Source organism: Rhodococcus sp. DMU2021 (genome assembly GCF_019641445.1).
GTDB lineage: Bacteria > Actinomycetota > Actinomycetes > Mycobacteriales > Mycobacteriaceae > Rhodococcus > Rhodococcus pyridinivorans.
The window spans coordinates 404,251-424,300 of sequence record NZ_JAIFKB010000001.1; the positions used below are offsets into that span (position 1 = coordinate 404,251).

General features: G+C 68.4%; 17 protein-coding genes and 6 tRNA genes. 13 read left to right on the top strand and 10 right to left on the bottom strand.

Features of this window, described 5'->3' with window-relative positions; genetic code table 11:
* Window positions 1-9: 9 nt before the first annotated feature.
* The gene (locus K3M35_RS01895; RefSeq protein ID WP_217580209.1) at window positions 10-2,295 is read left to right on the top strand and encodes a molybdopterin-dependent oxidoreductase; all 2,286 of its coding nucleotides are present in this window, start codon (window positions 10-12) and stop codon (window positions 2,293-2,295) included.
* 4 nt (window positions 2,296-2,299) lie between these two features.
* Here K3M35_RS01895 and K3M35_RS01900 read toward each other — a convergent pair whose 3' ends face one another.
* The gene (locus K3M35_RS01900; protein WP_006551368.1) at window positions 2,300-3,268 is read right to left on the bottom strand and encodes an L-lactate dehydrogenase; all 969 of its coding nucleotides are present in this window, start codon (window positions 3,266-3,268) and stop codon (window positions 2,300-2,302) included.
* 174 nt (window positions 3,269-3,442) lie between these two features.
* Here K3M35_RS01900 and K3M35_RS01905 point away from each other — a divergent pair, with 174 nt between their 5' ends.
* Window positions 3,443-4,168 (top strand): HAD family hydrolase, encoded by a 726-nt coding sequence (locus K3M35_RS01905; RefSeq protein ID WP_019289229.1) that lies wholly within the window; start codon window positions 3,443-3,445, stop codon window positions 4,166-4,168.
* On the opposite strand, the gene msrB is transcribed toward K3M35_RS01905, so the two are convergent.
* The 3 genes from msrB to K3M35_RS01920 all read right to left on the bottom strand — a co-directional run bounded on the left by msrB (window position 4,131) and on the right by K3M35_RS01920 (window position 7,474).
* Complete coding sequence (msrB, locus tag K3M35_RS01910) at window positions 4,131-4,559, bottom strand: peptide-methionine (R)-S-oxide reductase MsrB (RefSeq protein WP_033096717.1); 429 nt, start codon at window positions 4,557-4,559, stop codon at window positions 4,131-4,133. The genes K3M35_RS01905 and msrB overlap by 38 nt on opposite strands.
* 56 nt (window positions 4,560-4,615) lie before the next feature.
* Window positions 4,616-5,851, bottom strand: a complete 1,236-nt coding sequence (locus tag K3M35_RS01915) for a glycosyltransferase family 87 protein (protein ID WP_019289230.1) — start codon at window positions 5,849-5,851, stop codon at window positions 4,616-4,618.
* 63 nt (window positions 5,852-5,914) lie between these two features.
* Window positions 5,915-7,474: an alpha/beta fold hydrolase gene (locus tag K3M35_RS01920; protein ID WP_254707546.1), complete on the bottom strand. Its 1,560-nt coding sequence runs from the start codon at window positions 7,472-7,474 to the stop codon at window positions 5,915-5,917.
* 165 nt (window positions 7,475-7,639) lie between these two features.
* Between K3M35_RS01920 and zapE the strand changes: the two genes are divergently transcribed.
* On the top strand, window positions 7,640-8,653 hold the full coding sequence (gene zapE, locus K3M35_RS01925; protein ID WP_006551373.1) for a cell division protein ZapE: 1,014 nt from the start codon (window positions 7,640-7,642) through the stop codon (window positions 8,651-8,653).
* 52 nt (window positions 8,654-8,705) lie between these two features.
* On the opposite strand, the gene K3M35_RS01930 is transcribed toward zapE, so the two are convergent.
* Window positions 8,706-9,275 (bottom strand): N-acetyltransferase, encoded by a 570-nt coding sequence (locus K3M35_RS01930; protein WP_217579856.1) that lies wholly within the window; start codon window positions 9,273-9,275, stop codon window positions 8,706-8,708.
* 400 nt (window positions 9,276-9,675) lie between these two features.
* On the opposite strand from K3M35_RS01930, the gene K3M35_RS01935 reads away from it, so the two are divergent.
* Window positions 9,676-10,170: a 2-isopropylmalate synthase gene (locus K3M35_RS01935; RefSeq protein ID WP_006551375.1), complete on the top strand. Its 495-nt coding sequence runs from the start codon at window positions 9,676-9,678 to the stop codon at window positions 10,168-10,170.
* A 157-nt stretch (window positions 10,171-10,327) separates the two neighbouring features.
* On the opposite strand, the gene K3M35_RS01940 is transcribed toward K3M35_RS01935, so the two are convergent.
* The 5 genes from K3M35_RS01940 to K3M35_RS01960 all read right to left on the bottom strand — a co-directional run bounded on the left by K3M35_RS01940 (window position 10,328) and on the right by K3M35_RS01960 (window position 10,790).
* Window positions 10,328-10,399: transfer RNA gene (locus K3M35_RS01940), tRNA-Val, on the bottom strand.
* Between the two features lie 20 nt (window positions 10,400-10,419).
* Window positions 10,420-10,495 (bottom strand) — tRNA-Gly (locus K3M35_RS01945).
* A gap of 50 nt (window positions 10,496-10,545) precedes the next feature.
* A tRNA-Val gene (locus K3M35_RS01950) sits at window positions 10,546-10,620 on the bottom strand.
* A gap of 1 nt (window position 10,621) precedes the next feature.
* Window positions 10,622-10,692: transfer RNA gene (locus tag K3M35_RS01955), tRNA-Cys, on the bottom strand.
* Between the two features lie 25 nt (window positions 10,693-10,717).
* A tRNA-Gly gene (locus tag K3M35_RS01960) sits at window positions 10,718-10,790 on the bottom strand.
* Between the two features lie 433 nt (window positions 10,791-11,223).
* On the opposite strand from K3M35_RS01960, the gene K3M35_RS01965 reads away from it, so the two are divergent.
* The 9 genes from K3M35_RS01965 (at window position 11,224) to pdxS (ending at window position 20,050) form a co-directional block, all read left to right on the top strand.
* Window positions 11,224-11,295 (top strand) — tRNA-Val (locus K3M35_RS01965).
* A gap of 238 nt (window positions 11,296-11,533) precedes the next feature.
* Window positions 11,534-12,166 (top strand): DUF742 domain-containing protein, encoded by a 633-nt coding sequence (locus K3M35_RS01970; RefSeq protein WP_217579855.1) that lies wholly within the window; start codon window positions 11,534-11,536, stop codon window positions 12,164-12,166.
* A gap of 142 nt (window positions 12,167-12,308) precedes the next feature.
* Window positions 12,309-14,387 carry a threonine--tRNA ligase gene (gene thrS, locus K3M35_RS01975; protein WP_006551377.1) on the top strand — a complete coding sequence of 693 codons (2,079 nt, stop codon included), beginning with the start codon at window positions 12,309-12,311 and terminating at the stop codon, window positions 14,385-14,387.
* 59 nt (window positions 14,388-14,446) lie between these two features.
* The gene (locus K3M35_RS01980) at window positions 14,447-14,968 is read left to right on the top strand and encodes an HIT domain-containing protein (protein WP_051121556.1); all 522 of its coding nucleotides are present in this window, start codon (window positions 14,447-14,449) and stop codon (window positions 14,966-14,968) included.
* 151 nt (window positions 14,969-15,119) lie between these two features.
* The gene (gene pgsA, locus K3M35_RS01985) at window positions 15,120-15,791 is read left to right on the top strand and encodes a phosphatidylinositol phosphate synthase (RefSeq protein WP_019289235.1); all 672 of its coding nucleotides are present in this window, start codon (window positions 15,120-15,122) and stop codon (window positions 15,789-15,791) included.
* Window positions 15,788-16,690: a phosphatidylinositol mannoside acyltransferase gene (locus K3M35_RS01990; protein ID WP_006551380.1), complete on the top strand. Its 903-nt coding sequence runs from the start codon at window positions 15,788-15,790 to the stop codon at window positions 16,688-16,690. The genes pgsA and K3M35_RS01990 overlap by 4 nt, the downstream gene beginning before the upstream one ends.
* Window positions 16,691-17,818, top strand: a complete 1,128-nt coding sequence (locus tag K3M35_RS01995) for a glycosyltransferase family 4 protein (protein ID WP_024100742.1) — start codon at window positions 16,691-16,693, stop codon at window positions 17,816-17,818. It abuts the gene before it with no gap.
* Window positions 17,815-18,897 carry an NUDIX domain-containing protein gene (locus tag K3M35_RS02000; RefSeq protein ID WP_217579854.1) on the top strand — a complete coding sequence of 361 codons (1,083 nt, stop codon included), beginning with the start codon at window positions 17,815-17,817 and terminating at the stop codon, window positions 18,895-18,897. The genes K3M35_RS01995 and K3M35_RS02000 overlap by 4 nt, the downstream gene beginning before the upstream one ends.
* 250 nt (window positions 18,898-19,147) lie before the next feature.
* Entirely contained in the window at window positions 19,148-20,050 is a 903-nt protein-coding gene (gene pdxS, locus K3M35_RS02005) for a pyridoxal 5'-phosphate synthase lyase subunit PdxS (RefSeq protein WP_006551383.1), read from the top strand.

Below are 20,050 nucleotides of genomic sequence, written 5' to 3' on the forward strand. Positions count from 1 at the left end.
TTCTCCCAGATGGCGCACTGGGGGATGTTCTCGGCGCAGGCACGCGACGGCGAGGTCGTCGCCGTGCGGCCCTACGCCGGGGACCGCGACCCCTCACCGATCCTCGGGAACATCCCCGGATCGGTGCGGCACCGTGCTCGCATCGCCGGTCCGGCCGTCCGTCGCGGCTGGCTCGAGAACGGACCGGGACCGAGCACACGACGCGGCGACGACGAGTACGTCGCGGTCTCGTGGGACGAACTCACCGAGATCCTCGCGGGCGAACTGCAGCGCGTAAAGGACCGGCACGGCAACCGGGCGATCTTCGGCGGCTCCTACGGCTGGTCCGCCCCGGGCCGGTTCCACCACGCACAGAGCCAGGTGCACCGCTTCCTGAAGATGTTCGGCGGCTACACCCGCTCGGTGCACTCCTACTCGCTCGGCGCGACCGGCGTGATCATGCCGCACGTCGTAGGCACCCACTGGAAACTGTTCGCGCGCTCGACCTCCTGGGAGGTCATCGCCCGCGAGACCGATCTGATGGTGTGCTTCGGCGGGATCCCGCTGAAGAACACCGCCGTCAACGACGGCGGCACGAGCGATCACCCCACCCGCGACGCCCTCGACCGGATGCGGGCCCGCGGCGGACGGATCGTCTCGTTCAGCCCGATCCGCAGCGACGTGCACGGTGAGCACGAGTGGCTCGCGCCCCGGCCGGGCACCGACGTCGCGATCATGCTCGCCCTCGGTTATGTCCTGGCCACCGAGGGTCTGGCCGACCGTGAGTTCCTCGACCGCTACTGCACCGGTTACGACCGCTTCGAGGAGTACCTGCTCGGCCGCACCGACGGCGTCCCGAAGACCCCCGAGTGGGCCGCCGGACTGTCGGGCATCCCGGCCGGAACCCTCGTCGACCTCGCGCGACGCATGGCCCGTGGCCGCACCCTGGTGTCGGTCACATGGTCGCTGCAACGCGTGCGGCACGGCGAGCAGGCGCCCTGGGCGGGCGTGACCCTCGCCGCGATGCTCGGCCAACTCGGCGTTCCCGGGGGCGGTTTCGGCCACGGCTACGGTTCGATGAACGAACCCGGTCTCGCGCCCGTCCCGTATCCGCTGCCCACCCTGTTCCAGGGCAACAACGACGTCGAGGACTTCATCCCCGTCGCCGCGATCTCCGACCTGCTGTTGCGACCGGGGGAGCAGTTCGACTACGACGGCCGTCGCCTGACCTTCCCGGACATCCGGCTCGTGTACTGGGCGGGTGGCAATCCCTTCCACCACCACCAGGACATCGGCCGGCTCCGCCGCGCCCTGCAGCGGCCCGACACGATCGTCGTCCACGACCCGTACTGGACGCCGATGGCCAAGCACGCCGACATCGTCGTGCCGTCGACCACGGCGCTCGAGCGCGACGACCTGACGTGCACGCGCAACGATCCGCTGCTCGTCGCGATGCAGGCTGCCGTCCCACGCTTCGCCGACGCCCGCGACGACTACGACACCTACACCGCTCTCGCCCACCGCCTCGGCTTCGGCGAGCAGTTCACCGAGGGCCGGACCTCCCGGGAGTGGCTCGAACACCTCTACGAGCAGTGGCGCGGTTTCGTCCTCGCCGACGACCGGCGCATCGAGGACCCGCCGCCCTTCGACGACTTCTGGTACGGCGGACCGGTCCGGATGCGGACCGAGGACGATCTGACCCTCTTCGAGGACTTCCGGTCCGATCCCGCGGCGAACCCGCTGCGGACTCCCAGCGGACTGCTCGAGATCTTCTCCGCCGATATCGACTCGTTCGGCTACGACGACTGCGCCGGGCACCCCACCTGGTACGAACCCGACGAATGGCTCGGCTCCCCGCGGGTCGAGCGGTTCCCGCTGCACCTGATCGCCAATCAGCCGGCCACGCGCCTGCACGGGCAGCTCGATCACGGCCCGGTGAGCCAGGCGTCGAAGATCCGTGGCCGTGAACCGATCCGGATGCGTCCCGACGACGCTGTCGCGCGAGGTCTGGAAGCCGGCGACATCGTCCGCGTCTTCAACGATCGTGGTTCGTGCCTCGCCGGGGTGGTCCTCGACGACGGTCTGCTGCCGAACGTCGTCCAGCTCGCGACGGGAGCCTGGTACGACCCGCTGGATCCGTCCGATCCCGGATCGATGTGCGTGCACGGGAACGCGAACGTGCTCACCCCCGACGTCGGCACGTCGTCGCTGTCCCACGGATGCACGGGGCAGCACGTGCTCGTCGACGTCGAGCGGTTCGACGGCGAGTTGCCGCCCATCCGGGCCTACGATCCGCCGGTCGTCCGGCAGCGCTGAGCGGTCACAGGCCGAGTGACGACTGGACCTCACGCAGGGTGGCCGCGGAGGCGGCCAGCCCCGCTTCCTCCTCCGACGACAACGGCACATCGAGCACGGTGTGCGCGCCGCGCGCGTCGACGACGGTGGGAAGCGAGAGGCAGACGTCCTGCAGGCCGTGCCGCCCGGTTTGCAGCGTCGACACCGCGAGCACCCGGCGCTGGTTCCGCAGCACGGCCTCCACGATGCGGGCACTCGACAGTCCGATCGCGAGATTCGTGGCGCCCTTGCCGCGGATGATCTCGTAGGCGCTGCGCACGACCTCCTCGAAGAGTTCGGCGCGGGTGTCCGGTCCGAAGACGGGTCGTCCGTCGACGGCGAAGGACTCCACCGGCACGCCGCCGATCGTCGCACTCGACCACAGGGCGACCTCCGAGTCGCCGTGTTCCCCCACGACGAACGCGTGAACGTTCTCGACCGCGACGTCGGCGCGGTGGGCGAGCAGATACCGCAGCCGGCCGGAATCGAGCACCGTGCCCGACCCGAAGATCCGGCCGTCCGAGACGCCGGTCGCCGCGATCGCGGCGCGGGTGACGATGTCGACCGGATTACTGACGAAGACGATCACTGCATCGGGGGAGACGGACAGCAGGCCGGGAGTCAGGTCCCGTGTCAGGGCGACGTTCGCCGCCGCGAGATCCAGACGCGACTGGCCGGGATGCTGCTTGGCCCCCGCGGTCACGACGATCAGATCGGAACCGGCGGTGACCGCGATGTCGTCACTGCCCTCGATCCGGCACGACGGCGCGAACTGCGTGCCGTGGTTCAGGTCCAGGACCTCCGCGCGCACCTTCGCGGAGTTCGTGTCGAACAGCGCGATCGCGTCTGCCGAACCCCTGAGTAGACATGCATACGCCACCGCGGTACCGACGCTCCCGGCGCCGACGACGGACAGCTTCGTGTGTCGCCGGATTCTCGTACCCGTCTCAGCCATGCGAGACATTGTGGCAAGCCGGCCCCTCGGTCGGTAGCCTCGCGCCACATGACTCGGTCCGCATCGGGACATTCCCTGCGAGCGGCCGGCCCGCCGCGATGGCGGCGATGCGACTGCTCGAGGAGATCTAGCCGAGCCGACCTGCCACTGTCGCTCAGCCGTTAGCCTCGGGACATGGCCGAGACCCCCTTCGATGCCGTCCTGTTCGACTTCTCCGGCACCCTGTTCCGGCTCGAGGAGGACGAGAGCTGGCTCGCGGACGTCACCGACCACGAGGGCAGACCCTTCGACGTGCACCGGCAGGCCGAACTCATGCGGCGGCTGACGCAACCCGTCGGGCAGCCCGTCGAGATGGACGCCGACGAGCACCACGCGTGGACCAACCGCGACCGCGAACCGCGCTGGCACCGCGAGGCCTACCTGACGGTGCTGCGCAGATCGGGCGTGGCCGATCCCGAACAGGCACAGGCGCTCTACGAGAAGGTGACCGACCCCGACTGCTGGACCGTCTATCCCGACACCGTCCCCGTCATCGAGGCGCTCGCTGGAGACGGGATCGCCGTCGGCGTGGTGAGCAACATCGCCTTCGACCTGCGGCCGGCCTTCGCGCGGCTCGGTATCGACGACCTCGTGTCGGTGTTCGCGCTGTCCTTCGAGGTGGGCGCCGTCAAGCCCGAACCGGAGATCTTCCGCCACGCCGTCGACAGACTCGGTGTCGACCCGCGACGGACGCTGATGATCGGCGACAGCGAGAAGGCGGACGGTGCCGCCCGGTCGATCGGATGCGCGTTCGAACTCGTCGAACCGACACCGACCACCGAGCGGCACGACGCACTGTGGACCGCGCTGGCCGCGGCCGGGATCACTCCGACCGAACCAGGCGCAGGGAGATCGAGTTGATGCAGTACCGCTTGTCGGTGGGCGTCGGGTAACCCTCGCCCTCGAAGACGTGCCCGAGATGGCTGTGGCACGTCGCGCACACCACCTCGATGCGCCGCATGCCCAGCGAGTTGTCCTCGCGCAGGATCACGGCGTCGGAGTCGGCGGGGTCGAAGAACGACGGCCACCCGCAGTGGGAGTGGAACTTCTCGGTGCTGCGGAACAGTTCGGCACCGCACGCGCGGCATTCGTAGATGCCCTCGGTCTCGGTGTCGGTGTACTCGCCGACGAAGGGACGCTCGGTGCCGGCCTGACGCAACACGGCGAATTCGGCGGGAGTTAGCTTCGCGCGCCATTCCTCGTCGGTGTGGACGACCTTGGGTGCGGGTTCGGATCGAGGAGCAGACGTCATGATCTCCACGCTAACCGCGCTCGGCGCGCGCGTCACGTCTGCACCGGCACGGACGATCACGTCCGTGCGGGCTGCTTCTCCTCGAGCAGGTGCGACGGCTCGATGCCGTCCGCCAGGCGCCCTTCGCGCTTCGCGACGAGGTAACGGTCGAGCAGGACGGCGAAGACGACGATGAGCAGCAGCGACCAGCCGAAGGTTGTCTTCATGTACTCCGCCGCGCGCCCGGCCTCCACCCACCGGTTCGACAGCCACGAGTCGTAGCTCAGGAAGCCGTAGACGGCGAGCCAGGCGGGCCAGTTCCGCATCACGGAGTTCGGCAGCAGCACCGTCATCAGCAGAGGGAACAGCATCATCGAGTAGTACATCTGGCCGAGCGATCCGAGCAGGAACGAAGCCGCGAGCAACACACCGCCGGCGGTGCACACGAAGAACACCTCGTCGTGGCGGCAGTAGCGGTAGAGCAACCACACCGACACCGCGACCATCACCGCGAGCACCGCCCGCAGACCGAAGATCAGCCAGGCCGGGAGCCCGTAGTACATGCCGTTGCCGACGATCGCGCTGTTGAAGTAGTCGCGGGACTCGAGCAGGTACGGCACGGTGTGCTCGACGAACTGCCACGCGTCGACCGACAGGGGCCACGCGATGATCGTCAGCGCGATCGGAACACCCGCGGCGGTGATGAAGACCTTCCACTGTCCGCGCACGAGCGGGAGCAACAGCAGGGGAGCGAGGATCGGTTTGACGGCGAAGGTCAGGCCGAGCGCAGCCCCCGCCCACAGATCACGTCGTTTGAGCAGCAGCGTCAGGAACGCGATCTCGCCGAGCAGGACGAGACCGTTGATGTTCGTGAAGACGAGCGTGTTCGTCACCGTCTCGGACGCGAACGCGGCGAAGACCAGCACCGGCGCGATCGGCGAATCGAGTCGCAGACCGAACATGCGCAGCAACAGGTAGAGCGCGACGAGGATCGCGATCGCATTGGCGAGGATGAACAACCACCGCGACCGCTCGGGGTCGATCACCGCGATCGGGGCGATCAACAACGTGCCGGAAGGCGGATAGAGGTAGTGGGGATCGACCCACTGGAACTCGGCGGTGTACACCGGCCGGCGGTTGAGGAAGGCCAGCGCGGCGTTGTAGACCGGGGTGAAGTCGTCCGTCCGGAACCCGTTGACCGCTTTGATCACGACCCGGTGCAGAACCGTCAGTACGGCAAGGGGCCACACCACAGCCTTGACCACCTCGGCGGTCGTGCGTGCGGTCCGGGGTTCGAGACTTCTGAGGAACACTACGGCACGGTACACCGCGGGCCTGCGGACCCGTGCACACGCCCTGCCCCCGACCGGGGAACGTCACGAGGGGCACAGGCTCCCGTTGGGCGGAAGTTCTCCGTCGGACAGATAGGCATCCACCCGGGCCTGCACACAACCTGAGTGCAGGACCGCCGAGTAACCGGCACCCTGCCACGACAGTGACGCCCAGGCGATACCGCCTGCGGTGAGCACACCGGTCACCGACTCCACGCCGGCATTGCCCACGACCGGGTCCGCGGCCCCCGAGGAGACGAGCACGGGCACGTCGAGCGCCGCCGGCAGCGGCGGGGGAGGCAGGCTCGGCCACGCCGCACATGCCGTCAGGCCCGTCGCCAGATCCGCGCCGTACAGCGGATAGAGGGTGGACCAACTCCGGGCGAGATCGCCCGCGTGGGTCGGGGTCGGCCAGCGCTGTCCGTCGCTGCACCGGGCGACGAACTGACCGTCCGTCGAGAGCCTCTCCTCGGCCACACCGACCAGTTCGATGAGCGGCATGACATCGCCGTCCCGCGCGGCTGCGAGGACGTCCGCCACCTCACGGACGCGGGCCTGCAGATCGGCGCGCGGCGTGCCGAGGACACCCGTCAGCGCCGTGAGGAAGGAATTGGCCGAGACCGGCGCGAGTTCACCCTCGGTGGCCTGCTCGTGCAGATCCTCGATCGCCGCGCGCGGATCGTCGCCCAGGGCGCAGTCGAGGGCGGTGCACTGCCGGGCGAAGGCATCGACGGCGGCTTCCGCGCCGCGGGCCTGCGACTCGGCCATGAGTTCGGCGTCGGCGGTGGCCGCGGCGGGGGAGTCGAGGACGAGACGGCCGACCGCGCCCGGATAGGCGGCGGCGTAGGCGAGCGCGACCGTCGCACCGTTCCCCACCCCGAGGAGACCGATCCGGTCCACGCCCCATGCCTGCCGGAGGCGTTCGATGTCGTCGGCGGCGTGTGATGCGCCGAACATCAGCTGCTGCGGCTGCAGGTAGTCGGTGCACGAGACGGTCGCCTGACGACCCAGATCGGCGACGCGTTCGGGTGCATCGCCGGTGCGGCCGAATTGTCCGAGATCGCCGAGACCGCGACGATCAGCAGGAAAGATGCAGTCGATCGCGAGCGAGTTGCCGATCCCGCGCCGATCCACCGCGACGATCGGACGCATCGCCAGTGCACCCGACATCGCGCCGGTCGCCATGGCGGTCAGTGCGCGCGTCGACGCGACGTCGGCGCCGGTCGTGAGAACCAGCGGCGCCACGTCGGTGGGGGTGTCGGGCAGTCGTGCGCGCATGACTGCCAGCGGGAAGGTGCCCGTCACGGTGCCGGCCGCATCGATCGGGGCGACGACCTCCGCGCACTCGAGAACGAGGCCCTGGGCACCCGGCGGTGCGTCGAACGAGGAGAGCGTCTCGTCCGTGCAGTTCCGCCACGCCGGTTCGGCCGACGGCACCGGAAGTTCGGGTACCTCGGTCTCGTCCTGCGGGGTCCCGTCGACGGCGACACCGGGATCGTCGCGCACCACGGCGACGTCGGGACGTATCGACGGTCCTGCTCCGCACGCGGTCGACGCCGCGGCAACCGTGATCAACATCGCGGCGATCACTCCCGATCTGCGCATGCGCACAGCCTGCCAGGTTCACCGGCGGCCGCGCGCAACCGGTGGTCGAGCGGCCGATCCGAAGTGTCCTCCCGGTGCATGACGCCGAGGTGAACGCCGTGTGAAGTAGGTCGCATTCCGGATTCGAGTGAGGATCCGAGCATGATGCGGTCGTACCCTGGGCTGATGCACGAACGTCTCGTCGACCGCAATCCGGTGGTGCCTGCAGACCAGTTGGTGGCGCAGATGGTGCCCCCCGCGATGTTCGACGAGGTGAGCTTCGAGTCGTACATTCCGGATCCGAACGAGCCGAGCCAGGCGGCCGCGGTGACGACCGCTGCGGAGTTCGTCGGCAAGATCGGGAAGATCCGCGGCGGCAAGCGCGGCCTGTTCGGCCGCCGCTCCCAGCCGCAGGGGGCCGGCCTCTACCTCGACGGCGGCTTCGGCGTGGGCAAGACCCACCTGCTCGCCTCGATCTTCCACAGCGCACCCGCGCCCAAGGCCTTCGGCACGTTCGTCGAGCTCACCCACGTCGTCGGCGCCCTCGGGTTCAACAAGGCCGTCGAGGAGCTGTCGAACCACAGCGTGCTGTGCATCGACGAGTTCGAACTCGACGATCCGGGCGACACCATGCTCGTCTCGCGCCTGCTGACCGAACTGTCGGCCCGCGGCGTCTCGATCGTCGCGACCTCCAACACGCTCCCCGGCCAGCTGGGTGAGGGACGGTTCGCGGCACAGGACTTCCTGCGCGAGATCAAGAAGCTCGCGTCGATCTTCGAGACCATCCGCGTCGACGGCCCCGACTACCGTCACCGCGACCTGCCGCCTGCACCCGATCCGGTCGACTCGGCAGAGCTCACCGAGCGCGCCGACGCGATCCCGGGTGCGACGCTCGACGACTTCGACGAGCTGTGCGCGCACCTGAGTACGCTGCACCCCTCCCGTTACGGCAAGCTCGTCGAGGGTGTCCCCGCCGTCTTCCTCGAGGGTGTGCACCCGGCGAAGGACCAGTCGGTGGCCCTACGTCTGGTGGTCCTCGCCGACCGCATGTACGACGCGAGCATCCCCGTGACGGTCTCCGGCGCCAAGCTCGACGAGATCTTCACGCCCGAGATGCTCGCGGGCGGCTACCGCAAGAAGTACCTGCGCGCGACGTCCCGTCTGCTGGCGCTGTCCCGATTCGAGGTTGCCGCGGGCTGATCGGATACCCGGCGCTCCTGCGTGCCGGGTCGACCTTCACCCCATCACCGGCTCACCGGCCGGCATCCCTTCGGAGGGTGCGCTGCATGACGAAATCGTCGTGCGTCTGCGCCCCCACGACGAACGTGCGCGTGCCCACCACCTCGAAGCCCTGCTTCTCGTAGAAGCGCCGGGCGCGGGTGTTCTCCTGGTTGACGCCGAGCCACAGGCCCACACGCCCGAGTGTGTGGGCCCGCGCGACGATCGCATTCATGAGCGCCGCAGAGATTCCGGAACCGTGATGGCCCGGCATCACGTACAGCTTGCTGATCTCGATCGCCGGCCGCGCCGTGATCATCGCGTCGATCGCCGGATCCTCGGGAGCGGCGTCCACTGCCATCAGATAACCGACGATCTCCTCACCCGCGCGCGCCTCGAGAACGATGCGTTCGGGGGAGGACAGGTACTCGGCGAACTTCTCCGCGCTGAGGGTGCGCTCGATGAAGTCGGCGATGTCGTCCTCGGCGGCGTCCTGAGGGCAGGCGAGCGGGAAGGTCGCGGCGGCGACCTGAGCGATCGCCTCGGCGTCCCAGATGCCCGCCTCGTCGACGGAGACTGCTTCTTCGAGTGGTGGCATGGACATGCACACCAGTGAAGCACTCGGACGGGACGATACGGCAGGTGCCCCGCGTGTCGATGCGAGACGGAGACACGAGCCCGGACGCGAGACGGAGAAGGGTCCGGATATGGCTGAACCCCAGCCTTGGATGGGGGGTCATGGCTGGGGTTCGACACCATCGGGGGGATGGCAACATCCACGCTACATGAGGGATCCCTCAGGTTCCAGCGACCGTGGTCACGGTTGCGTCACACGGTCCCGTGCATGCGACTTGCACGAAATGTCGGTGCGTTGTACCGTCGCGGCTATGAAGCGCGTACTCGTAGTTCACCGCCGTAGCGGGGTCTGATTCGGACCGACCCCTCGCTGCGGGTCGTTGAGCTACGCGTCGGTCCTTCCTTCTCGTGGAAGACCACTACGAACGATGAACGCCTTCACCTCCTTCTCGGGTTTCGCTCCGATGTTCCCCTCTGGCACCCCTGATGCCGATCCGTTCTTCGCCCGCTACGGACGCGGCCTTCCTCGGGGATTGCGCGAGGAAGCCTCCGGCATGAGTTGGACGGAGTTCGAATCCACCTACGGTGCGCAGCACGGCCCGGTCCGCCTCGGTGGCTGGACCGCGACGGCCCTGGGTGCGGGACGCAGCGCCTTCGAGGCGACGATCGCGATCGGCGACACGATCCATACGGCATCCGCCACGACCTGCGGACCGATCGCCGCGATGACCGCGATGCTGTACGACCTCGGGCTGAACATCGAGATCCTGTCGTTCCACCGCCACGACCTCGGTGAGATGTCCGCGACCTTCCTGCTGTGCCGCTCCGGCGAGCGCACGACCTGGGTGATGGGCACGGGCGAGACCGGCAACGAGTCGTCGCTGCGGGCGATGATCGCGGGGATCAACACGCTCGGCGCGTGACGCGCCGGTCCGGTGCGGGGGAATACCTCCGCACCGGATCACCCGTTGCCGGATTCTCACCGGGTGGCCCGGACGATCGGCGGTCTCCACGAACGAATGCGTCTCCACGAACGAATGAAGGCTCCCTTCGAAATTCGAAGGGAGCCTTCATCTTCTGTGCGCGATACTGGGATTGAACCAGTGACCTCTTCCGTGTCAGGGAAGCGCTCTCCCGCTGAGCTAATCGCGCCGGCATGGTGATCGCCGGAATGGAGCGGATGACGGGATTCGAACCCGCGACCCTCACCTTGGCAAGGTGATGCGCTACCAGCTGCGCTACATCCGCATGTGCACGTTCTTTCGGTGAACCGGCTCGGCCCACGTGCTGGTCGAACCTGGTGCGCGATACTGGGATTGAACCAGTGACCTCTTCCGTGTCAGGGAAGCGCTCTCCCGCTGAGCTAATCGCGCGAGGTGGAGACGGGAATCGAACCCGTGTGCACGGCTTTGCAGGCCGTTGCCTCACCACTCGGCCACTCCACCGTAAAAGGTCGAGTCCAACCTCTCGAGCGGATGACGGGATTCGAACCCGCGACCCTCACCTTGGCAAGGTGATGCGCTACCAGCTGCGCTACATCCGCATTCGCACCGTTCGGCGTCGTGCTCTCCGTGGTGCGGTTCAAAACAGTAGCCGAGCATCTACGAAACGCACAAATCCGCAGTTCAACGGCAGAAAACCGGCAGATTTCGCGAAGGTGACGGGCTGATGACCCCTGCGGGAGGCGACGAATAGGGCTTCGGAGGCCGAGCCCGCGTCCCCCGCTCGTGTCGCTCCGGCCGACACTTGCGTTCCCCGGTCCTCCCGAGTTGAGGGCCGTCCACGTCCCGGGGCTCCGGGTGCGCCTTCTCGTCTCTACGAGCACGGTCTCCTGCCCGCTCGCGTACGCGCGCGAGAGGCGCCACCCGAACGCGCTGCACGGAACATCCGCGTCGAAACGCTGGGACCAGGCGATTCGTCTTCATGGCGGGAGCGTGTTAGTGTTCCATCTCGTTCGAGCCGCTGCGGAGCGGCCCGGTCCCGTGGCTCAGTGGAAGAGCGTCCCGTTCACACCGGGGAGGTCGCTGGTTCGATCCCAGCCGGGACCACCGAGATCGGCAGTGACGAAAGGCACCCCCGCAGGGGTGCCTTTTTTCGTACCTTGATGAAATCGTTGAGCGTGCGTGGCGCCCGGTCGGGTGGTCGCCCGCGAGCGCTTGTTTCCTTCGAACCGCAACGGCCCCCTCGGGCCCGACCACGCGTGTCGTGTGGGCACAGCTGTGGTGCTTGTGGCCGAAGTGCGCGTAGTGATGGCAGGATCGTGGTCGTCGAGGAGGGCACGTCCGGATGAGCGTTGCGGACAGCGAATGGCCGGTCGTAGGGGCGACCGGAGCGAGATTCGGATCCGGTCGGTCCCGTCGACGTCGGCGGCCGGCGGATCACGCCGTGCCGGTACGGAATCACCGCGAGCCGGGCCCCGTCGTGGACGAGGTCACGGCAGCCGAGATGTACCGTCCCGCAGCGCAGCCGGTCGACACAGCGCAGCTGGTCGACACAGCGTTGTCGGGCGGTGCAGCGCAGCCGGCCGGCCGGAATGCGGGCACCGGGACCAGTGTGGGAATCGAGGACATGAACCAGTCAGAGACGTCGTCGTTCGTGCGCCCGTTCGTGCGGAGCGGGGGACGCACCCGAGCCGAGGTGGAGCTGCCTCTCGAAGTGCTCGTGTCGGCCGTCCCCTCCGCGATGGGCAGTGAGTCCGGTCCGGCGATGGACGAGCATCGCCTCGTGCTGGCGTTGTGCGCCCAGCCGAGATCGATCATGGAGATCGCGGCCCTCGCGCAGATCCCGCTCGGTGTCGCGCGCGTGCTCGTCGGGGATCTCGCGGCGACCGGCGAGATCACCGTGCACCGCACGGCCGACAAGGTGGGACCGAACGTCGAACTGCTCGAACGGGTGCTGACGGGTCTCAACCACCTCTGAGTTTCTCCGCTCGGCTCCCTGTGTTCGCTGCCCGGGCGGATGTCGATAGCATGATGAAGTTGCCGTGTGCTCGCGATCGTCGACCGCAGCACGCGTCCGGCGACGACCACGTATCAGGCATCGAGCCGAGGAGTCCGTCACAGTGACCACGCCCGCATCCGCGAAACCAGCCACGATCGTCCGGGTGCCCGCGGGGACCACTGCGGGCGCGGCGGTCCGTGACGCGGGTCTGCCCACCAAGGGACCCGAGACGATCGTGGTCGTCCGCGACTCGGAAGGCACGCTGCACGATCTTTCGTGGACGCCGGAATCGGACGTCGAGGTCGAGGCCGTCGGCGCCGACACCGAGGACGGTCGCAGCGTCATCCGCCACTCGGCCGCCCACGTGCTCGCACAGGCCGTGCAGCAGGAGTTTCCGGAGGCGAAGCTCGGCATCGGCCCGCCCATCCGCGACGGCTTCTACTACGACTTCCAGGTCGAGCGTCCCTTCACGCCCGAAGATCTCGCGAAGCTCGAGAAGCGGATGAAGAAGATCGTCAAGGATGCCCAGCGCTTCTCGCGTCGCGTCGTCGACAGCCTCGAGGACGCCCGCGAGGAATTGAAGGACGAACCGTTCAAACTCGAACTCATCGACGACAAGGCAGGAAGCAGTGACTTCGAGCCGGACCCCGAGGTGATGGAGGTCGGCGGCAAGGAACTGACCATCTACGACAACCTCAACCCCCGCACGGGTGAGCTCGTCTGGAAGGACCTGTGCCGCGGCCCGCACGTGCCCACCACCAAGTTCATCCCGGCGTTCAAGCTCACGCGCAGTTCCGCGGCCTACTGGCGCGGCGACCAGGACAACGCCGGCCTGCAGCGCATCTACGGCACGGCCTGGGAGTCCACCGAGGCGCTCGACGCGCACCTCGAACTCCTCGCCGAGGCCGAGCGCCGCGACCACCGCAAGCTCGGCACCGAACTCGACCTGTTCTCGTTTCCCGACGAGCTCGGCTCGGGACTGCCGGTCTTCCATCCGAAGGGCGGCATCATCCGCCAGGAGATGGAGAACTACTCGCGTCAGCGGCACGTCGAGGCCGGCTACGAGTTCGTGTACTCGCCGCACATCACCAAGGGCCACCTCTACGAGGTCTCCGGTCACCTCGACTGGTACCGCGACGGCATGTTCCCGGCGATGCACATCGACGAGGAGCTCAACGAGGACGGCACGGTTCGCAAGCCGGGTCAGGACTACTACCTCAAGCCGATGAACTGCCCGATGCACGACCTGATCTTCCGGTCGCGAGGCCGCTCGTACCGCGAGCTGCCGCTTCGCATGTTCGAGTTCGGATCCGTCTACCGCTACGAGAAGTCCGGTGTGATCCACGGGCTCACCCGTGTGCGCGGCATGACGCAGGACGACGCGCACATCTTCTGCACCCCGGAGCAGATGCGCGACGAGCTCACCAGCGTCCTGAAGTTCATCCTCGACCTGCTGAAGGATTACGGGCTCGACGACTACTACCTCGAACTGTCGACGAAGAATCCCAAGAAGTTCGTCGGCAGCGACGAGCTGTGGGACGTCGCGACCGACACCCTGCGTGAGGTCGCCGAGGCCTCGGGTCTGCACCTCGTCCCGGATCCGGGCGGTGCGGCCTTCTACGGTCCGAAAATCTCGGTGCAGGTCAAGGACGCCCTGGGCCGCAGCTGGCAGATGTCGACGATCCAGCTCGACTTCAATCTGCCGGAGCGATTCGAGCTCGAGTACACCGGCACCGACGGGGCGAAACACCGGCCCGTCATGATCCACCGGGCGCTCTTCGGGTCGATCGAGAGGTTCTTCGGCGTGCTCACCGAGCACTACGCCGGTGCCTTCCCGGCGTGGCTCTCGCCCGTCCAGGTCGTGGGCATTCCTGTGGCCGCGGACTTCGAGGACCACTTGTTCGACGTCGTGGGCAAGCTGAAGGCTCAGGGGATCCGGGCCGAGGTCGACGTCTCCGACGACCGTATGCAGAAGAAGATCCGCACCCACACCACGCAGAAGGTGCCGTTCATGCTGCTCGCCGGTGAGCGCGACGTCGCGGCGGGCGCGGTCAGTTTCCGTTTCCGCGACGGCACGCAGGTCAACGGCGTGCCGGTCGACGAGGCCGTGCGGATCGTGACCGAATGGGTCCGTCGCCGCGAGAACGCCTCGCCCACCGCCGAGCTCGTCGGTTCCGGTGGGGAAGGCAGCCCGTCGTGACGGGCGATCGCACTCCGGGGCCGGCCGACATCCCCGCGACCGACGACAGCCCCGCGTCGATGGTCGATCGCGGTGTGGGGGAGTCCGACCACCTGCAGCGCCTGTGGTCGCCGCACCGGATGTCGTACATCACCGAGTCCCCGCGAGGTCGCGACGAGCCGTACGAACCCTTTACCGATATCCCGAAGATGTCCGACGAGGAAGGTCTCGTCGTCGCTCGCGGCGAAACGGTGTACGCGGTGCTCAACCTGTACCCGTACAACCCGGGGCACCTGATGGTCGTACCGTATCGCCGGGTGGCCAACCTCGAGGACCTGACGCCCGAGGAGAGCGCCGAACTCATGCAGTTCGCGCAGCGGGCGCTCCGCGTCATCAAGCGCGTCTCGCGTCCGCACGGCTTCAACGTCGGCCTCAACCTCGGTGCCGCGGCGGGAGGCTCGCTGGCCGAGCATCTCCACCTGCACGTCGTGCCGCGCTGGGGCGGCGACGCCAACTTCATCACCGTCCTCGGTGGGTCGAAGGTCATGGTGCAGTTGCTGCGCGACACCCGTGCACTGCTCGCCTCGGCATGGGACGAGTGACAGCCTTCCCCGAGTCGTCGCGATCGCATCGTACGGCCGTGGTGCCGTTCGCGTGTCGATCCGCTGCGGGCCGACTGCGCATTCCCGGCCCTACTCGTGGCAGGATCGGATTCCGGACACAACGGTCGGACAGGAAGACAGGGGTCGCGGGATGCTGAGCTTCTTCGGGCGTGCGTCGGTGTCGAAGGTCACCGCGCCGCTCGGCAAGGCGCTGATCCGTACCGGCCTGACTCCGGACGCCGTCACACTCGTCGGCACCGTCGCCACGATCGCCGCCGCCGTGACCCTGTTCCCCATGGGACACCTGTTCTGGGGTGCGATGGTGATCTGGCTGTTCGTCATGTTCGACATGCTCGACGGAGCCATGGCCCGGGCCCGCGGTGGCGGAACGCGCTTCGGCGCGGTTCTCGACGCGACCTGCGACCGGGTCGCCGACGGCGCGATCTTCGCCGGTCTCGCGTGGTGGGCCGTCTACCATGAGCAGAGCCGTCCGCTGTTCGTCGCCACCCTGCTCTGTCTGGTGACCTCGCAGGTCATCTCGTACGCGAAGGCGCGGGCCGAAGCGAGTGGACTGTCCGCCGACGGCGGTCTGATCGAACGACCCGACCGGCTCGTGATCGTGCTCGTCGGCGCCGGTCTCACCGGCCTCGGACTCGACTGGGCGATCCACATCGCCATGTGGCTGCTCGTCGTCGGATCGGTGATCACCGTCTTCCAGCGGGTGCTCGCCGTCCGCAACTCCGCGGGTGCGCGCGAACTGCTTCCCATCACGCCCCCGGCCGGGGGGACGACGGAGACCCGGGACGACGGGGGAGCACAGTGAGTGTCGGCGAGAAGGCGTCCGATCTCGCGTACGCGGGTGGCTGGCGCCTGGTCCGGGCACTGCCCGACGGCGTCGCGCGACGGTTGTTCGACGCCGGCGCCGACCATGCGGCGCGCCGTGGCGGCGGACCGCAGCAACTGCGCCGCAACCTCGCGCGGGTGCTCGGGGTACAGCCGCACGAGGTGCCCGACGATCTGATCCGCCGGTCGGTCCGGTCCTACGCGCGCTACTGGCGCGAGGCGTTCCGCCTGCCGTCGATGGATCTCGACGCGACCGCGAAGTCGATCGATTCGTCCATCGAGGGCCGTGAGCACATCGAGGCGGCGCTCGCCGCCGGTCGCGGCGCGATCCTGGCGCTGCCCCACAGTGGGAACTGGGATCTCGCCGGCGTGTGGTGCGTCCGCTACTTCGGCGGATTGACCACGGTCGCCGAGCGCCTGCGTCCCGAGTCCCTCTACCGCCGTTTCGTGGACTACCGCGAGGGTCTCGGTTTCGAGATCTTCCCCTCGAGCGGCGGGGAGACGCCGCCGTTCGGGGAGCTTGCCGCGCGGTTGCGCGACAACCGGATCGTGTGCCTGCTCGGCGAACGCGACCTCGCCCGCAAGGGAGTGCCGGTCACCTTCTTCGGCGAACCCACCCGCATGCCCGCCGGACCGGCGAAACTGGCCATCGACACCGGTGCGGCACTGTTGCCGGTGCACTGCTGGTTCACCGAGGACGGCTGGGGGTTTCGCGTGGATCCGGAGCTCGACGTGAGTGTCGGGATCGACGCTGCCACACAGGCCCTCGCCGACCGGTTCGCCGCCAACATCGCCGCCCACCCCGAGGACTGGCACATGCTGCAGCCGTTGTGGCTCGACGACTTGTCGGAGGCTCGCCGCGCCCGGATGGAGGCGTAGGTGAGGATCGGGATGGTCTGCCCGTACTCCTTCGACGTTCCCGGTGGAGTACAGGCACACGTCGTGGATCTCGCGGAGGTCCTCATCGGCCGCGGGCACGAGGTGAGTGTGCTGGCACCCGCGTCGGAGACGACGCCCCTGCCCGACTTCGTCGTCTCCGCCGGTCGCGCCGTCGCGATCCCGTACAACGGGTCCGTTGCGCGCCTGAGTTTCGGTCCGGTCTCCTATGCCCGGGTCCGCCGCTGGATCAACGACAACGATTTCGACGTCCTCCACATCCACGAACCGAACGCGCCGAGCCTGTCGATGCTCGCGCTCAAGGTGGCGGAAGGACCGATCGTCGCGACCTTCCACACGTCGACGACGAAATCGCTGGTGCTCAGCACCTTCCAGGGTGTCCTGCAGCCCTATCTCGAGAAGATCAGCGGCCGGATCGCGGTGTCCGAGCTGGCCCGGCGGTGGCAGGTCACCTCTCTCGGTGCCGATGCGGTCGAGATCCCCAACGGTGTGGACGTGCCGTTCTTCCGGCACGCCCCGCTGCTGCCGGGCTACCCGCGAGCGGGCCGCACGGTGCTCTTCCTCGGCCGGTACGACGAACCCCGCAAGGGCATGGAGATCCTGCTCGGCGCGTTGCCTGCGCTCGTCGCCCGACATCCCGACATCGAGATCCTCGTGGTCGGGCGCGGTGACGAGGACCGCTTGCGGAAGGAAGCGGGACGCTACTTCCGGCACTTGCGGCTGCTCGGGCAGGTCGACGACGACGAGAAGGCGTCCGCGATGCGCAGCGCCGACGTGTACTGCGCGCCGAACCTCGGTGGTGAGAGCTTCGGCATCGTGCTCGTCGAGGCCATGGCCGCGGGGACGGCGGTCGTCGCCTCCCAGCTCGACGCCTTCCGCCGGGTACTGCGCGACGGGCAGGCCGGGGTCCTCGTCCCGGTCGCCGATGCCGATGCGCTCGCGCGTGGACTCCTCGAGGTCCTCGACGACGACGACCGCCGGCAGGCATTGGTCGACTTCGGATCCACGGTGGTCGAAGCGTACGACTGGCCGGTGGTCGCAGATCAGATCCTGCGGGTCTACGAGACCGTCACCGTCGGTGCCGGCCCGGTGCGGGAGGTCCGGTCGTGACCGTCAGCGCGGTGACGATCCTCGTCCTGTCGCTGATCGCCGCCGTGGTCGTGGCGATCGGTGTGTGGGCCTATTCCACCGCCAACCGACTCGACCGCCTCCATGTGCGCTCGGATCTGTCCTGGCAGGCACTCGATGCGGCCCTGGCGCGTCGCGCGGCGGTCGTGCGGAGCATCGTGGCGTCGATCCCGGTCCCGGAGGGACGCACACTCGCCCTGCTCGCCGATACTGCCGAACGTGCGGACCGCGCCCGGCGCGAGGAGGCCGAGAACGCGTTGTCGGCCTCCTTGGCACGGCTCGAGACCGGCCGGCTGCGCCCCCAACTCGTGGCCGAGCTCGCCGACGCGGAGGCGCGGGTGCTCATCGCCCGTCGTTTCCACAACGACGCGGTGCGCGACACCCTGGCGTTGCGCACCCGACGGCCGGTCCGCTGGTTGCACCTCGGGGGAACCGCGCCGCTGCCCACCTATTTCGAGATTGCCGAGCGGGCGGGTGCGGTCGCCACCGCGCCTCCGGCCGTTCCCGGCACGTCCCCTTCCTCAGGAGCGGCCCCTGCTCCCGCTTCGCGGACCACCCCGGTGCCGGATCGGGCACGCACGTCGGCTCGCGTCGTCGTGCTCGACGAGGACGGCCGGGTCCTGCTGCTGCGCGGACACGACCCCGCGGTGCCCGAGCGGCACTTCTGGTTCACGATCGGTGGCGCCGTCGAGCCCGGCGAGGACCTGGCGACGGCCGCGCTCCGGGAGCTCGCCGAGGAGACCGGTCTGCGGGTCGAGCGCGACCTCCTGTGCGGGCCGATGTGGCGGCGCGTGGCCGTCTTCCCGTTCAACGGTGAGGTCCTGCACTCGGAGGAGCTGTTCTTCTCGGTGCGGGTGCCGTCCTTCGAACCCGCTGCAGACGGCTTCACCGATCTCGAACGGAGCATGCGCCTCGACCATCGCTGGTTCGACGACGACGAACTGCAGGCGCTGGTGCGGTCCGGGAACCCGGTCTACCCGCACGATCTGCCCGAGCTCCTCGATGAGGCGAGGCAGGTCGCGACGCGGCGGCTGGAGCCGGAGATCCGCGCGATCCAGTGAAATTTTGAACCCTTTCGGTCCGGCCGCAGGGCCTCTCACGTAGAGATCCAGTTCGTGAAACTGGACGGTTCCTTTCGGGAATACGCAGGATCTTCAGTGCCCGTCCGAGGAGTGGACCGGTGTGAGGCAGTCCAGTTGTTCCGAACTGGCTATAGGACCGGCTCGGCTGCGCCCCTAGGCTCGGTTCCGCTGCCCGTCGCCCGTGCGCCGGCAGCTTTCGCCGATCCGTCCACCGAGGAGGACTCCCATCGTGACCAGCCCCGACACCGCCCCCGTCACCGGTACCGCCCGCGTCAAGCGTGGCATGGCCGAGATGCTCAAGGGCGGAGTGATCATGGACGTGGTGACCCCCGAACAGGCGAAGATCGCCGAGGACGCCGGCGCGGTGGCGGTCATGGCCCTCGAACGCGTGCCCGCCGACATCCGCGCGCAGGGCGGCGTGTCGCGCATGAGCGATCCCGACATGATCGACGGCATCATCGAGGCCGTCTCGATCCCCGTCATGGCCAAGGCGCGCATCGGCCACTTCGTCGAAGCGCAGGTCCTGCAGGCCCTCGGGGTCGACTACATCGACGAGTCGGAGGTGCTCACCCCCGCCGACTACGAGAACCACATCGACAAGTTCGCGTTCACCGTGCCGTTCGTGTGCGGCGCAACGAATCTCGGAGAGGCACTGCGCCGTATCAACGAAGGCGCGGCGATGATCCGCTCCAAGGGCGAGGCCGGCACCGGCGACGTCTCGAACGCCACGACCCACATGCGCCGGATCCGCCAGGAGATCCGGCGCCTGAGCTCGCTTCCCGAGGACGAGCTCTACGTCGCCGCCAAGGAATTGCAGGCCCCCTACGACCTCGTCGTCGAGGTCGCCCGCGCCGGCAAGCTGCCCGTCACCCTCTTCACCGCCGGTGGCATCGCCACCCCCGCCGACGCCGCGATGATGATGCAGCTCGGGGCCGAGGGCGTGTTCGTCGGATCCGGAATCTTCAAGTCGGGCAACCCCGCCCAGCGTGCGGCCGCGATCGTCAAGGCCACCACCTTCCACGACGATCCCGACGTGCTCGCGAAGGTCTCGCGGGGCCTCGGCGAGGCGATGGTCGGTATCAACGTCGACGAGATCCCGCAGCCCCACCGGCTCGCCGAACGCGGCTGGTGA

Bases quoted from the DNA above. Each gene is read 5' to 3' on its own strand.
- K3M35_RS01900 (WP_006551368.1), bottom strand. From the start codon at position 3,268: ATGGCTGAGACGGGTACGAGAATCCGGCGACACACGAAGCTGTCCGTC.
- pgsA (WP_019289235.1), top strand. From the start codon at position 15,120: ATGCTGAGCTTCTTCGGGCGTGCGTCGGTGTCGAAGGTCACCGCGCCG.
- K3M35_RS01970 (WP_217579855.1), top strand. From the start codon at position 11,534: ATGAGCGTTGCGGACAGCGAATGGCCGGTCGTAGGGGCGACCGGAGCG.
- K3M35_RS01895 (WP_217580209.1), top strand. From the start codon at position 10: ATGGCGCACTGGGGGATGTTCTCGGCGCAGGCACGCGACGGCGAGGTC.
- K3M35_RS01935 (WP_006551375.1), top strand. From the start codon at position 9,676: ATGAACGCCTTCACCTCCTTCTCGGGTTTCGCTCCGATGTTCCCCTCT.
- zapE (WP_006551373.1), top strand. From the start codon at position 7,640: ATGCACGAACGTCTCGTCGACCGCAATCCGGTGGTGCCTGCAGACCAG.
- K3M35_RS01930 (WP_217579856.1), bottom strand. From the start codon at position 9,275: ATGTCCATGCCACCACTCGAAGAAGCAGTCTCCGTCGACGAGGCGGGC.
- K3M35_RS01980 (WP_051121556.1), top strand. From the start codon at position 14,447: ATGGTCGATCGCGGTGTGGGGGAGTCCGACCACCTGCAGCGCCTGTGG.
- K3M35_RS01920 (WP_254707546.1), bottom strand. From the start codon at position 7,474: ATGCGCAGATCGGGAGTGATCGCCGCGATGTTGATCACGGTTGCCGCG.
- msrB (WP_033096717.1), bottom strand. From the start codon at position 4,559: ATGACGTCTGCTCCTCGATCCGAACCCGCACCCAAGGTCGTCCACACC.
- K3M35_RS01905 (WP_019289229.1), top strand. From the start codon at position 3,443: ATGGCCGAGACCCCCTTCGATGCCGTCCTGTTCGACTTCTCCGGCACC.